Here is a 14,581-nt window from a genome sequence, read left to right as displayed (position 1 = left end):
GCAGGCCCTGCCTGCTTCAGGAGTGCACCATGAATCAAGATCTTATGGACATGCTGAAACAAAAAGTTTCCCCTCTGGATTACTTAGACTATCGGCAGTATTTAGACGCCGTCTACCAAATTGTTAAGTCAAAACTAAACCGTTACTCCTATATCCGGTTTTCTGAAGATCTTGGTTTTTCTCGCACCAATGTCCTTCACCTCATAATAAAAGGCAAACGTCCCCTTACCAGTAAGGCTGCGAGCAAGGTTATCGCAGCCTTACAATTATCAGGGCCTGAAAAGAAGTACTTTGTAAATTTAGTGAAGTATCAAAATGCGCGCCAACCTCAAAGCCGCGAAAACCTATTTCAGGAGCTTTTGCAAATCAAGTCCAAGGTTCTTTCACAACCTGAAAGTCAGTCCCAACTTGAATTTTTTAGCGAATGGTTTCATGTGATCATCTATCAAATGACATTCATGGCTGACTTTAATGCAGACCCTAGCTATATTGCAAAGGCGGTCAAGCCCAATATTCGCCCAGAGCAAGCTCGAAAGAGCTTGCAGCTTCTCAAAAGTTTGAAGCTGATCGAAGACAACCCTGAAACGGGTCGCCTGGAACCGACAAAGCTTCGCGTCACTACCGGAGATGAAGTCGCCTCTATCGCCGTAACTCGATATCATCAACGGATGATCGATCTTGGCAAGGAATCCATCACATCTGTTCCAGACCAAGAGCGAGATATCAGTTCAGTCAGCATTTCCATTCCGATGACATTACTGCCAAGCCTGAAGGAAGAGATTAGCGTATTTAGGAAGAAAATTTTAGCTCTTGCCGACCAAAAGCGCAATCAATGCGACGAAGTCTATCAGATGAATATCCAGCTCTTTCCAACAACCGATTTGAACAAAGGAGATAAGTGATGATCCAAATTGTATTGATCACCTTATCGATGATCTTGTTCTTTGCTAGCTGCGGTGTTGAGGTGGGCAACCCTGCCAACCCAACCAATCCAGATAGTAGCACCGGAACAACTAAGGTAGCTGATGATCCAGATGTTGTCACATTGGTAGCCAGCGATCACTATAATGAAGCCCTATCAGCTGTTACCGACACCTATGATTCACGAAGTAGTGCATCTCTCTTAAGTTTGGCCCAAAACACAGGCTTCGACATCACCTTCTCCTGCGATGATTCTGGCAGCGAAACGGTTGTCGTTAAGTCCACAAGCGGAACGGTTAGCTACGATGTTGGAATCGGTGCGCGGCGGAGAACTGTAGAGGAATCACTCAGCCGCAGCTCCACTGCAACTTGGGTCATTCCCAATCAAGAGATTGCCTGTAGCAGCGATTCTCGTCGCGCCCGAGTGCAATGGTCAGGGATCGATAGCCTGAGCCTTTCTATCCAGCAAGAATCGCGGCGCGATAAGACAATCACCCGGCTATCAGATGAGGAGGTCCTCCTCATCAAAACAGTGGAACTCAACGGTAACCGCACCATTCAAATGAGCCGCGAAGCAACAGGGATAATCGTAGAGACGATGTCTTATAGCATCGCCCATAGTGTTAGCTACGATTCTACAGATACCACCGGCTCGTACCAACATACTATGCAAGTCGATGAAGCTACTCCGTTGATTATTGCCAAGAGTTTTTCAGATAGCAATCGACTCGCTAGCTTTGTCATCCGTAGTGGTGATGTACGTTCCACATTTGATGATGAATCCCGACTAATCACCCGCTACGATAACCTTAGCTTTGAAAACGATTCCTGTTCTCCAATCTCGGGTACCATGCAAGGGTTTGTCTATGAGAGTGATGCTGCAACGGAGCCGACAAGCAGCTTCACAGTAGAGTTTGAAGATAGTATTGGCACGATTACCTTTGACAATGGCGATAGCCAGGCCTTTGAGGTCAATAACTGCACTTTTAATTGATGGCTGAGAGTCTAGCACTAAATACGCTAGCTCCCTCTCCATGTATCAGCTGTGTTGCATTAACTTGTGCGGGAGTGATTCAAGCCTTCCCGCTGGACTCACCTCTACGTAGTTAAGCTTGCGTTGCAACTCCCTGATCGTTGCAGCACCGCCATAGGTTAGCCCAGAACGGAGACCTCCGATAATGTCAGCTATAATCTCTTCTTCGGTTTCACGATACGGTACTTCCGTAGCCACGCCCTCCGCAGTTTTCCATTCAGCAACACCCCCATGGTAGTCCTCTGCTACCTCTCGGCTGGCCATACCCCGATAGGTCTTGTAGCGATAGGGACTGCCATCTTCGAGGTCTCTCGTGAGAACAGCACCAGGAGTAGGCCTAGTGCCACTTAACATACTACCAATCATCACAAAATCAGCTCCAAACGCCAGCGCCTTCACGATATCTCCAGCGGCCTTGATGCCTCCATCTGCTACAACCGAGCGTCCTACCCGCGCACACTCAGCAATCGCCGTTAGATTCGGCACACCAAAACCAGTCTTGATGCGAGTCGTGCACACAGATCCCCCACCAATGCCAACCTTGATAACATCAGCCCCACAACTCGCAAGATAGTCTGCCCCAGCATAAGTTGCGACATTGCCAGCCATGATGCATGCATCCTTGCCCAACAAATCTCGCAAGTCTTTGAGTGTTTGACCTACATATTTTGCGTGGGCGTGGGCGACATCGATACAAAAGTAACCCGCCCCTGCCTCAGCGAGAGCCTTGGCACGCTCCAACTCTTGACTGTTGCAGCCAATGGAGACAAAAGTCTTCGTTTTACACCGCTTGAACATAGCAACATTCTGATCGATATCCATAAAGCGATGAAGAACACCAATCCCCCCCTTGGAGCCGATAAAGTTCGCCATCTTATCCTCGGTAATCGTATCCATGTTGGCGGTCATGACCGGTAGATCCAAGGATAGCTTACCCATATGATCTTGAGACGAGATATCGACGACCCGTCGTGAGGCGTAATGGTTGTAGGATGGCACTAAAAGAACATCGTCAAACGTGATGGCACGAGTCATCGTAAACCTCATAGCTTCAAATTTTACACAAACTTGCGAAGGGTAATACAAAACTGAGCCAAAGCTCAAGCTATTTCGTGGATTGCCGTTCTTGTAGCAAGTCTCAGAATCACCTACAATGGAATGATACAGGGACCGGAGTGAGGCGACTTATCGTGGATGGACGAATGAGCTGGCGGCAGAGATCACAAGCCCGCGGCATGAAAGTCCTAAGTTTTTCGATTCCATTATTTCTCATCGCGATGATTGGTAGCTCTCAGATCCCCCGAGGTTTGCCGGACCTGCTTGTCGATCGGACCCTCAAGACCCATCGCATCAAGGCATCTTTTACTATAAGGTCTAGCGGCGAGTCACCAGTTCAAATGTACTTGGAGATGCAGCCTAGCCTTCGCCAACCTATGGCCTTTATCTATAAGATTCGCCAGGGTAAGGACCTCCTCCGATCACGTAAGCTGACCCTAAGACCAACCAACAAGGAAGGCTTGCAAGGGATTGACCAAGCCTTTCTTTTAGCTCCTGGCCGCTACACCGTGTTCGCTAGCTTTTCAAAGAAACAATGGGCCAAGGAGGGGAGAAAGCCTTGGCGCTTTGGACTGCTTCGCAATCCGATCAAGGCACACGTTCAGATCTTCCGGTATTTGGAAATGCTCACGTTTCCAGCTTTGAGTCTCATCATTTTGGGACTTGTGATGGTGATGGTCCCTCGCCTGATAAATGATGGCTAGGGCTCCATGTAAGGAGGTGAGTGGCGCGCTCTACTAGTCGTCAACCATTGCGATGCTTTCGAAGGGAAAGCTCATCACAACCAGCGAATTATTCGATTTTGCGAACCGCACGTCGATATCATCGTTTCGCACGTTCTTGACAACTCCCAGCTTCCCTTCGTAAGCTCCAGCTGAGATTTTTACAATATCCCCAACGTTGAATGTCATGCCTGATCTCCTGAATCTATTCGTCTTCCAGTAAAGTATCTTTCGGAGCTTCGAGAAAAACCTATACCAAGGCTAGAATAGGCTGTAAAAACAAGCAACTACCCGAGAGGGCATCTTAGATATCAAGCAATCACCCCATGTTAGCTAACCCAAAAATGCAGGTTTTTTCAGTACGTTAGTACAAAGGAATTAGCTAAGTCATAGAAAATTGCTTACGTTGTTTGCTGAAGGCGAAAAAAAATTGCTTCAGGCGGCTTTAATCTGGCTCAGGATGCTCCGGATGTCATCCGCAGAGCCAATGTAATCGACATTATCATGATCAATCGCAACCTTGGGCATGCCGAATACTGTTGAAGATGTAAGATCCTGGGCGATGGTATACTGCCCCGCTTGCCGCATACTCCCAAGAGCAAGGGAGCCATCATCTCCCATCCCGGTGAGGAGTATTCCAAGAACCTTCCGTGTGGAAAGATTTGCCGCAGAGTTGAATAGATGATGGACACAGGGTCGTAGTCCCTTGTAGCGCTCATCGTCGTCACAGTAGACGAGGATCTCTCGCTTGGGGCCTTGCCTGACCTTGATGTGTCGATCCCGTTCTGCCACATATAAAGTATTGGGTTGAAGCGCTACTTCATTGTTCACAACTTCAAGTTTTAGCCCTGAACTTTGTGCTAGGTCACAGGCAAATGAATCTTGAAATTGAGGTGGAATGTGTTGAACTACGACCGTAGGTGGACATTGCGATCCCAGCTGGGATAGAATTTTTTGAAAAATCTTAGGCGCCCCAGTGCTACCACCAATCACCAATAGATCTAAGGAACGCACTCGCTCGCGATTAAGATGAAGAAGTTTCCCACTATAGCGTGCTAGAAGGCAGTCTTGAACATGCTGGATCAAGTCGTCAGGGTTCACTGGCTTACCTACAACCCGGAAAACATGCTTGGAGTTCAAATCAGCTGATATATGCCCAGTAACGATAATGATCGGGACTCCCTCGCGAACCTTCTGAATGGCCTCACTAAACTCAATGCCATTCATAGACGGCATCATGTAATCACTTACAACAGCCTGAACAGGATTTGCCCTAGCATAATCCAAAGCCTCTTCGGGGGTAAAAAACATTTTGGTATTGAAGCCAGCTGACTCAATAATCGTTGCGAAGGTTTCTGCCACAAACTTATCGTCGTCGACGATCACAACTGGCAGCTGTGAGAACCGGCCGCCAGTCTTACGAATATCTAGAATATTATTTACCCGTTGCAGAAAGCCACTAAGATTGATTCGAATGGAGTTCAAATCCAACATTTCATCTGCAATGATCTCAAGCTCTTTTAGATCGTGCTTTAAAGCCCCCTCATCGCCAATGATGATGCACGGCGTATCAGGGTAGCGTGTTTTAGCATTCTTTAGCCAGCCAGCAAGTTTAGATGCATCTGATGTTTCCACTGTGACAATCATCATTTTCGGTGAGTTCGATCGGAGCCAATCTGACCCCGCCTCAAGATTATGAATCACATGAACATTATGCTCACTTTGAGATTGAAAGCGTTTCGATATATCGTCGCCCTTATGGAGGTCACACCACAATACCTGGTCCTCTCCATTGCCACTGGCCGGATCGGGGAGGTTTAAAGTTGATAACTTAGAACCAGAAGCCTCACTTCCACTATCTCCAGATCCGCCAACCTTAGTGAATACAGATCCACCCACCCGATCTGCGGAGACTTTTGCTGAAAAGCTTTCGCTATGGCCTAAGACAAAAATCCCACCTTCGACCACCTTATCAGCGATGTACTTAACAATGAGGTTCACGCGATCCTCATCAAAGTAGATCAGCATATTACGGCAGAAAACAATATCGTAATGACCTTGAATTGACGGTAACTGCAGGGCACTACACTCCGCAAATTCACAACGCTTCCGCACGTCCTTGCTTAGGGTCATCATCCCTTCCGTCTTACCGCTCCCGACGAGAACATCGCCGTGGTATTCGTGAGGTATTTTAGGTAGATCTTTAGAGTTATAAATGGCTTTTTGTGCCCTTTCAATCGATACCGGATCGATATCCACTCCCTTGATTGAGTAATCCCAACCCAAATGTTTCTTACGAATGGACTCTAAAAGCAAGGCCAGGCTATAGACTTCTTCACCAGTCGAGCAGCCCACACTGAGCACCCGAATCGGCTTTCTCGGATTCGCCAGAAAGGTATCGCGGAGGTACTCGAAATGCCGAGCTTCCCGAAACCAATAGGTGGTATGGATGGTTAGCGATGAGATCAAATAACAGTGCTCTTTAGGGTTCTGACTAGAGTATTGAAGGTAGCTTTCAAGGTTATTCTTATTGTTGAGATACATGCGTCGTTCGATATTATTAAGAAATATCTCGGCTCTCTCGCTAGCAACCTTGGATGTACCGATTAACTTGTCAACAAGTTCAAAAACTCTCTTCTTTTCGGCATGGCTAAATTGATAACTCATCCCATTCCCTATGCAGTTTGAAGCTCGCCGCCTCGGATTGTCAGCAAATCGTCTTCGTCTAGAATATGTTTAAGATCCAAGACCACCACTAGCTCATCACCTGGCAGTTGACCGATCCCTTGCAAATACTTTTGAGGAACACTGGTTTTGATGCTAACATCGGTGGTTATCATAGCCTGTTCTAAATTAACAACGCCTCGTACCTCGTCGATCATTGCCCCTAATGGGCCAGATTCAGATTCATAAATGATCACCGAATTTCTCTGACTTCTTTCGGTTGCTAGGCCTAACATTGCTCGCAGATCGATCAAGCCAACAACCTCTCCCCTTAGGTTCGCAATCCCTAAAAAGTAGTCCTTCGTGTTTGGAATTGCCCGAAATGCAGGAACCTCGATCACCTCCCGTGCGGCAAGCAACGGAGTTGCATAGCTTGTACCCCCCAGAGAAAAGACAAGGTAAGGCTTCACGCCATCGTAGTCGTCGAGAGGAGCTGGACCCGTGCTCGATGACTCGCTTGTTTGCGCGGGAGCCGCCGTCTGCGCAGGCGGTGGCGAAGTTGGTTTCGGTGCTTCTGTAGTCGGGCTCTCGTCAAAAAAGCCAAAGCGATTCGAATCAGCCATGAGCTTGCTCCCTTATAGACTCTACTTGATGTTTTGCAATTTCAGAAAGGTTCAGAACTAAACCAGCCTGCCCGTCTGGAAGAATGGAAGTCCCCGTCACCCCTGGCATCGTCGCCATCTTACCCGACAGAGGTTTAACAAATAAATTCATGCGCCCAAAGAGGCGATCGATTTCAAAGGCTACTGGCCTTGTTGTCGCGCGATTAATCACTGCTGCTCGGCGTTCAAACAGATCGCGAACATTTTCATCCTCTGTGTCTTCGGGCGTTGGCAGCTTAAGAAAGTCTTGAATGTTCTGCACCGATACAATTTCATCTCTCATCTTGAAAAAATGATTACCGCAATCCGACTTCTGCATCTTAAAGTCTGATAGGTCGATGATCTCAGAAAAGTCTTTTAGTGGCACTCCATAGCGATTGCCAGAAATTTCAACCAGCACGGACTCCACCATGGAGAAGTTGGTGGGGATGGAGACAATGAATTTCGTGCCAGCACCCAATTTACTCTCAATACGAAGGTTTCCCCCAAGCCGATTCAAAGCTTCGGCAACAACATCAAGGCCTACTCCGCGACCAGATATCTCTGTGACCTGCTGCTTAGTCGAAAACCCAGGCCTCATGATAAGTTGATAAATATCGTCGTCGGTGAGATGCTCCCCGGGGCTCACGATGCCCTTCTCACGAGCCTTGGCAAGAATACGATCCTTATCCAATCCACCGCCATCGTCTTGAACAGTAATCTCCACGATGCTGCTTTTCTGCTCTGCCTTGAGGGTAATGTGACCAGCACGGGGTTTTCCGGCAGCTTCCCTTTGGTCCGGCATCTCAACCCCATGATCAGCTGCATTACGAACGATGTGTATAAAGGGGTCGGCGATCTGATCTAGAACCGCTTTATCTAATTCAATGGCAGTTCCAATCTTGGTAACTTCGATCAGTTTTCCTGTCGATCGGGCCACATCCCGACAGGACCGTTCAAGTCTTTGTAAAAAACGATCGATAGCTTGCATGCTCAAGGATATAGTATCTTCCTGAAGCTGTCTGATGTATTTGAGGCAGTATTCTAAGGCTTCCTGTGATTCCCGTGAACTGTGGGTTCCAGCTAGAAATTGGTGTTCAAGAACCGCCAACTGGGTGCCAAGCTCTCCCACGAAATTGATCATCTTGTCGATCTTACCACGCTTGACCCGAACCACCTCGTTGGCAATCTTAGCCTTGCTTTTGTTTTTATCAGACTCATCGGCATCGTCTTTTACTTCGCCATCATCCATGGCCTGCTTATCATCCGCAACCTGACTCTCAACCGTAGTTTCTGCTGGCACATCGGATTCACTGCTACCAAGCTCACCCTCCAGCACCTGAAGCTTCTTTAAGAGTGCATCTTGCTCTCCCCGATCCGGCTCACCATCCTGAAGCCAACGATCCATAAGCTGCTGAGCCTTGAGAATGAAGTCGATAAACTCCCGCTTATCCCCTGTAAGGTTACCCTGCTCCTTCTTTATGAGATCTTCTACTTTGTGGACAAAATTACCAAAGTCGTCCAAACCTACAGTTTTAGAAGAACCTTTCAGGGTGTGCGCAACCCGGAACAGCTCCTTCATGGTTTCGATGTCAAAGCTGGATTCCAGAATCAGGGCGCAAGATTCCCACTTCGATAGAAGTTCCTCTGCCTCTTCTCGAAAGGTTGCAATAAGCTCTTCTTGAAAACTATCCATGCCTACCTCTTAGTCATTGGCTGCTGGCCTAAACGATGGATCATCGGCAATATCATCTTCAACAGTCTCCATGGGGCGAGGTTTTGTTTTTTTCCGCGCATTCGCAATGCTGACAAGTCCGCCATCTCCTGAGGAATTGTTCGACCCATCCTTTCGTTCGTGCTTCACGGCATAGGCTAAATATTCAAGACGATCCGACAAATCTAAAATCTCAATACTTTGAGCTTGCAGCTCATCTGTAAGGGATTCAAAATCCTGAATTTGCTGCAAGTTACTTTGAGTGGAGCTATCGATATTGGTAACAGCCGTTGTAATTTGCTCAACTCCTAGGCTCTGCTCTTTGGCAGCTTGATTCATATCCTCAGCCCGAGAATTGATATCTTTGACTTCAGTTTTGATATCTTCAAACAGCCGCCGCACCTCGTCAGTGTATTCAGTGCCCGCAAAGATTTTTTCGTTCACCGAGTTCAAAAGATCGGTCACTTTCTGATTGCTGGTATCAATAAGATCGGTGATTTTTTCTGCCGCCTCGCCACTAGACTGGGCGAGTTTGCTAACCTCTTCCGAGACAACCGCAAAACCTTTGCCATGCTCACCAGCCTTAGCCGATTCGATGGAAGCGTTAACTGCAAGTAACTGGGTTTTGAAGACAATGTCATTGATCAGCCCTGTTTGCTTAGAGATCGCTCGCATGACATCATTTACTTCTCGAAGGCGCTCGTTCGATTGCTTTACTTCCCCCATGGCTGTAACCAACTGAGCAACGGACTCTCCCCCGCGATCCACAAGTTTAGAAACGACCTGAGATGACGACGATGTCATCTTTGATTTTTCCAAGGTGCTGCTAACCATGGAATTGATTTCAGACATGGAACTTACCGTTTCCTGGATTGCGGCAGCGGTATCTTGGGCACTCCGAGAAAGGCCGGCACTAGCACGGCTTAGAGACGCTGATGAATTCTGGGAGCGATCGGATGCCTTGCTTAACCCCGCAATCAGCTCGTCTATCTTCTGATGAATACTTCGGATGGACATGATCGATATCGCTACGATAAGAGCAAAGTTTACCAAGATACCAATGAGTTGAACCCCAAGGCCTCGCAAAGCCTGCGCTCCAAAGTCGCTGATAAAGGTTTCCGCACTTTTAAAATTACGGTCGATCAGCTGCGAAATGTCCTGAACCACTAGGGTTGATGTAGCAAACGACTGTTCTCCGGTGATACCGTAGGCTCCTTTGGTATAGCCTTCCAGCAAGATTTTAACCGACTGCTCCATGTACCTCCAGTGCTCCTCCTTCGACCACTTCTCTCGGGTACTGCGACCTTCTTCGTCAAGCTGGAGAACTTCGGAATTCAGACTTGCATACATCCCAGTTCGAAGGCTGAGGATTTTTGACAGTTGAGAGGTGGCAATTGCCTTGTCAGCAGCGAAGGTACTCGCCAAATTCGCCCTTAGGAGACCCGCATTTTCCCTCGCTTCCTGGAGGAGTGTATTGTTTGCCGAGGTGACTTCAAAGCCTTCCACAGTATGCTGCCCCAGCTTACTCTGCATGGCGATCAGGCTTCTCACTACTTTCGTGTAGCGACTGACTCCTTCAGAAACAGTCACAGCACGGCTGTCGACGTCTTTTCGCAAGCCGAGCACCTGCTGATACAAACCATTGGCATCGCCATACTCTTTCATATCTTCATGGCCATTGGCATAATCTACGAGGGCTTGCCAGCCTGGATCATTTTTAGCCCGCTGAGCTTCCACCCTTTGCTGTCTCTGCTCGTTAGGAGCCTTCAGCAAAACCGCCGACAACCCACGCTCCACCTGGGTTTCTTCAATCGCCTTCGACGCAAGCTTCATGTATTCGAATCGCTCTTGAAAACCTCCTGACGATGCCATCTGTTCAACGTCGTCCAAAATCAACTGGCTTGCTAAAATTAGGTAAGAGATGCCGGGAATTAGTACCAAAAGCATCATCTTCCGGGAGATCGATAAGTCACGCAGTTTCATGAATCCCTACCCCATGGGTTCTTGGGTTTTATCTATGTTGGGAAGCCAAAAGACGTCAAGTTGGAACGCCTTGAGACAGAGTATCTTCCACTTAGAAAGGATTCGGCAGCTTTGGAGAGGGTCTTTAAGACTTGCATTCTATACTTCAAGAGCAAGAATGCAAATCGCTTAAATAAATAGGCTTTCAGATACTTATTGGTGCAACACTGTGGCTAATAACGACTCAGTGGACCTGGCTCGTGGAAAGTTGCGGCTCAAGGCTTGAAGATTGTGGTCCAAAATAACCACGGCATATCTCAGTCACTGCCTGGACCCAAACCACCTCGCTATTGAGCGAGGTCACCAGCCGTAAATCCTCACCACCATAGGACTTGAAGTCCTCTCGAATCCCCATGCCAATCTCTTCGAGAGTCTCCAGGCAATCTGCCACAAATGCTGGACACATCACAGCCAGGCGCTTGACTCCCCGGTCTGCCAACTCTTTGACTTTGTCGGCAGTGTAAGGCTTGATCCACTCGGCTCGCCCAAGCCGCGATTGAAAGGCCACGGTATGCTTGTCTGCTTTGAGTCCCAATGCTTCGGCCAGCGCGCGACTCGTTGCGAAACACTGCGCCCGATAGCAATAGCGGTTCTTTGCCGTGATCATATCGCAGCAGTTGCCACCCTTAAGATAGGAGCAAGGACCCTCGTCCGTATTGGCAACATGGCTTTCAGGAAGGCCGTGATAGCTCAGCAAGACATGATCGGGTTTAAACTCGTCGATCTGAGGCTTAGCCACCTTGGCAAAGGCATCAATAAATAAGGGATGATCGAAGTAGTCGCTGGCAATGGTCACAGGAGGGACGTTCCAGCGCTTGGCGAGAATATCAAACACTTTCTCCACCGTCGACCCCGTCGTCGCAGCGGCATACTGCGGGTAAAGTGGGAACACCACGATGCGCTCCACCCCTTGGCTCAGAAGCGACTCAATCCCCTTTTCTAGAGACGGGTTGCCATAGCGCATGGCCAATTCCACACAGATCTCATCGCCCAGTTGAGGAATCAGCTTTGTCTTTAAGTCTTGCCCATGGACCAGCAAGGGTGAGCCTTCCGGAGTCCAGACTTCCTTATAGGCAGCTGCGGATTTTTTCGGACGGAACGGCAGGATAATGCCATAAACGAGCATCGCTCGGAATACTACTGGTAGATTGATCACCTTAGGGTCCATCAGAAACTCTCGCAAATAACGCCGCACATCGCGAACTTCTGTGGAGTCAGGTGTTCCTAAGTTGACCAGCAATAGACCTATCTTTCGTTCCATGTGTCCTCACAACTTTTTACGCTTCTGAATCTGTTTCGAGATAGACGAGCCTATGGTAGCTTAGCATCATCGATAAGATTAGCGGATTAGAATTTGCAGAATATCATCAGCGTCGTCGACGAATACCAAGGGCTTGTGGCATATCTTTGCACCGTCGGCTTGGGCTTTTTCCTTCAAAAGTCTTCTTTGATTACGCCAGCTCTGACTTTATTTTTGTCCAAGAGTCTGGTTCGATTCCTGTTCCCTTGTCTTATATTCTCATCCATAATTCAACAATATAGCCGCAACTCACTGTTGCAGAGTTGGCACCTGCCCTTTGGAGCGATGGCCATCCTCACTCTGGGATTAGTCTTAGGTATGCCCCTGCGGCGCTTTTGGACGACTTTCCCAGTCAAGGATCAGCACACATTTCAATTCATGACCATCATGCCGAACTATATATTTTTACCTCTCCCCATCTGCCAGGCGCTTTGGGGTGAAGAGGCTGTAGCCGTATTGGTGTTTTCAAGCTTAGGGTCGGAAGTCATGTTATGGCTGATTGCCGTTCCCCTTCTCGGTGGCCAAAGAGGCAAGATCCGCAACTTATTAACACCACCCATGTTCGCCCTTGGGGCGTCCCTAGGCTTAGTTTTGGCTGGTAAACCTCAATCTGCTCAAGCTCTGATGGACCTAGCCCCTGTTATGACCCAGATCGGGCAGGCATGCGTACCAGTGTCCCTATTCCTTTTAGGTTGCCACTTTGGAAGGACAACTCTACCTCTCAGCCAGGGGTCTCACTGGACCATAGCAGCCTTTCGATTGCTGCTGATTCCCTTGGTATCCATAGTCCTATTAAGGCTTAGCTCGTTGCCAATCTTGCACCAGCAAGTGCTTTTTTTGGTCTCCACCATGCCACCAGCAGTTGCCAGTGTGATCATGTCTGAAATCTACAACGGCAATCCTCGCTTAGCCGCTGAACAAGTCATGTTCGCTCATCTTTTGTCTGTCCTGACCATCACCTTCTGGTTATACTATGGTCTCAACTTTCTTTCGTAAGATGAGGACTTCATGCATCTCCTGCTTGCTGCTGTCTTTCTTGTTTCTATGGCTTTCGAAGGCTCAGGCCGCGCGGAGCCATCCTACTTTAAAGCCGACTCGGCTCATGATGAAAACCGCGGCGACTTATGGCGACCCACGGTATCCTTCCTTCTGCCGGGATTCGATCAGTACTCCGCAGGGCATTATGGAGCAGGCCTCGGCTACACAGGGCTTTACCTGATCGGCTATGAATGGGCAAAGCGAGCCGATGACAACATTGATAAATTCGAAGATTCCACCTTATATCGCTTCGCTAGCCGCGATGAGCAAGAAAATTTTAAAACCCAAAGGAGCGTCTACCAAGAATCAACCCTCGCCAACCAGATCCCCTTCGTAGCACAGGGGATGAGTGCCTATCATGCCTTTCGAACCTCTGTGGAAAGTCGTCGTCATAGTGGTCAGTATAAATTTTTGAAGCGGTCCTTAGAAGAGACACCTCTTGACATTGCCTTAGCACCCTTTCAATTTGAGTTTTTAACTCGCAAGACCACTCTAGCCCCTTTGGCCGTGGTTGCTGGTTTAGCGATTCTTAGTGTCAATAATAAGCCTGAGGGCTATGAATCCGCCCCTCTAAACTTATCCGATGGTGGATTTATCATGGGCTTATCATTCAATGCCGGCACAAACGAAGAGGCTATTTTTCGGGGATGGCTCATGCCCTATGCCTATGAGTACACGGACTCTTACTTTCTTGCGAATGTGATCCAATCGGGCCTTTTTTCCCTAGCGCACATCAATCAAACGGAAGTCCCCATCATCCAGCTTGGCCTGGGCTACTACCTGGGCTGGCTCACAAAAGAAAATCAGTGGACGATTGCAGAAAGTATCTTTATTCACACTTGGTGGGATGTTTTTGCGTTCGCAATGCAGTTTTCCACGCGCAAGAAAGAAGCCGCAGCGATCTGGCTACCTCCCCTCAGGCTTGCATTTTGATTTTCAAAGCCAATCCTTGATTGGGTGGCTTAAGATTTTGATTCGCGAAGCCGTTCCACCGTATCAAAAAGCTCTTCGAGCTTGACGGGTTTACGAATCATGGCTTCAGCACCCGCTTTTTTGCCTTCTTCAACTGTAAGGTCAGCATAGCCTGTTACCAGGATCACACGAGGCTTCTCAGGATCACGGGCCTTTATCTTACGGAGTAAGTCGACGCCACTTTCCCCTGGCATCCGAATATCCGACACGACGAAGTCAATGTCCTCAGACTCAATGACAGACATTGCCTGTTTCACATTATGAGCAAGATAGGTTTGATAACCGCCATCATCAAAAATAAACCGCACGGACTCACATAAATCGACTTCGTCATCAACGATTAGCACTGTGCCTAGTGGGCCTGTCATCTCATAGTCCTCTTTAAGCAAATCTAACTACGTCTTTGGCTCATTCTCTAAGATAACACAGGATATTGGCTGGAGTCATCGATTAGCGAGCGAATCATAAACTCTTAAAAATAGAGACTAAGGCGACGAC

The 14,581-nt window shown here is 48.1% G+C and carries 13 protein-coding genes; 5 read left to right on the top strand and 8 right to left on the bottom strand.

What is annotated here, in order from left to right; all coding sequences use genetic code 11:
* Positions 1–29 precede the first annotated feature (29 nt).
* Both B9N89_RS18760 and B9N89_RS18755 read left to right on the top strand, forming a co-directional pair.
* On the top strand, positions 30–902 hold the full coding sequence (locus B9N89_RS18760; protein WP_132319712.1) for a TIGR02147 family protein: 873 nt from the start codon (positions 30–32) through the stop codon (positions 900–902).
* Entirely contained in the window at positions 902–1,915 is a 1,014-nt protein-coding gene (locus tag B9N89_RS18755; protein WP_132319710.1) for a hypothetical protein, read from the top strand. The genes B9N89_RS18760 and B9N89_RS18755 overlap by 1 nt, the downstream gene beginning before the upstream one ends.
* Before the next feature lie 45 nt (positions 1,916–1,960).
* On the opposite strand, the gene B9N89_RS18750 is transcribed toward B9N89_RS18755, so the two are convergent.
* Positions 1,961–2,989, bottom strand: coding sequence for a guanosine monophosphate reductase (locus tag B9N89_RS18750; protein ID WP_132319708.1), 1,029 nt, complete (start codon positions 2,987–2,989; stop codon positions 1,961–1,963).
* Positions 2,990–3,129: 140 nt separating this feature from the next.
* Here B9N89_RS18750 and B9N89_RS18745 point away from each other — a divergent pair, with 140 nt between their 5' ends.
* Entirely contained in the window at positions 3,130–3,714 is a 585-nt protein-coding gene (locus B9N89_RS18745; protein WP_132319706.1) for a hypothetical protein, read from the top strand.
* Positions 3,715–3,747: 33 nt separating this feature from the next.
* On the opposite strand, the gene B9N89_RS18740 is transcribed toward B9N89_RS18745, so the two are convergent.
* The 6 genes from B9N89_RS18740 to hemH all read right to left on the bottom strand — a co-directional run bounded on the left by B9N89_RS18740 (position 3,748) and on the right by hemH (position 12,034).
* Complete coding sequence (locus B9N89_RS18740; RefSeq protein ID WP_132319704.1) at positions 3,748–3,921, bottom strand: KOW motif-containing protein; 174 nt, start codon at positions 3,919–3,921, stop codon at positions 3,748–3,750.
* A 246-nt stretch (positions 3,922–4,167) separates the two neighbouring features.
* Positions 4,168–6,399, bottom strand: a complete 2,232-nt coding sequence (locus tag B9N89_RS18735) for a chemotaxis protein CheB (protein ID WP_132319702.1) — start codon at positions 6,397–6,399, stop codon at positions 4,168–4,170.
* A gap of 8 nt (positions 6,400–6,407) precedes the next feature.
* Positions 6,408–7,019: a chemotaxis protein CheW gene (locus tag B9N89_RS18730; protein ID WP_132319700.1), complete on the bottom strand. Its 612-nt coding sequence runs from the start codon at positions 7,017–7,019 to the stop codon at positions 6,408–6,410.
* The gene (locus B9N89_RS18725; RefSeq protein ID WP_132319698.1) at positions 7,012–8,733 is read right to left on the bottom strand and encodes a chemotaxis protein CheA; all 1,722 of its coding nucleotides are present in this window, start codon (positions 8,731–8,733) and stop codon (positions 7,012–7,014) included. Before B9N89_RS18725 ends, B9N89_RS18730 begins: the two co-directional genes overlap by 8 nt.
* Positions 8,734–8,742: 9 nt before the next feature.
* Positions 8,743–10,734: a methyl-accepting chemotaxis protein gene (locus B9N89_RS18720; protein ID WP_132319696.1), complete on the bottom strand. Its 1,992-nt coding sequence runs from the start codon at positions 10,732–10,734 to the stop codon at positions 8,743–8,745.
* A 223-nt stretch (positions 10,735–10,957) separates the two neighbouring features.
* Positions 10,958–12,034, bottom strand: a complete 1,077-nt coding sequence (gene hemH, locus B9N89_RS18715) for a ferrochelatase (protein ID WP_132319694.1) — start codon at positions 12,032–12,034, stop codon at positions 10,958–10,960.
* A gap of 93 nt (positions 12,035–12,127) precedes the next feature.
* On the opposite strand from hemH, the gene B9N89_RS18710 reads away from it, so the two are divergent.
* Positions 12,128–13,069 carry an AEC family transporter gene (locus tag B9N89_RS18710; RefSeq protein ID WP_132319692.1) on the top strand — a complete coding sequence of 314 codons (942 nt, stop codon included), beginning with the start codon at positions 12,128–12,130 and terminating at the stop codon, positions 13,067–13,069.
* A 12-nt stretch (positions 13,070–13,081) separates the two neighbouring features.
* Positions 13,082–14,044 carry a CPBP family intramembrane glutamic endopeptidase gene (locus B9N89_RS18705; RefSeq protein WP_132319690.1) on the top strand — a complete coding sequence of 321 codons (963 nt, stop codon included), beginning with the start codon at positions 13,082–13,084 and terminating at the stop codon, positions 14,042–14,044.
* Between the two features lie 29 nt (positions 14,045–14,073).
* Here the strand turns inward: B9N89_RS18705 and B9N89_RS18700 are convergent, their stop codons facing one another.
* The gene (locus B9N89_RS18700) at positions 14,074–14,451 is read right to left on the bottom strand and encodes a response regulator (protein WP_132319688.1); all 378 of its coding nucleotides are present in this window, start codon (positions 14,449–14,451) and stop codon (positions 14,074–14,076) included.
* Between the last annotated feature and the right edge of the window lie 130 nt (positions 14,452–14,581).

This window comes from Pseudobacteriovorax antillogorgiicola (assembly GCF_900177345.1).
Taxonomy (GTDB): Bacteria; Bdellovibrionota_B; Oligoflexia; order Oligoflexales; family Oligoflexaceae; genus Pseudobacteriovorax; species Pseudobacteriovorax antillogorgiicola.
Note: the sequence above shows the minus strand (reverse complement) of the source record. Positions and strands in the feature narration are given on the sequence as shown.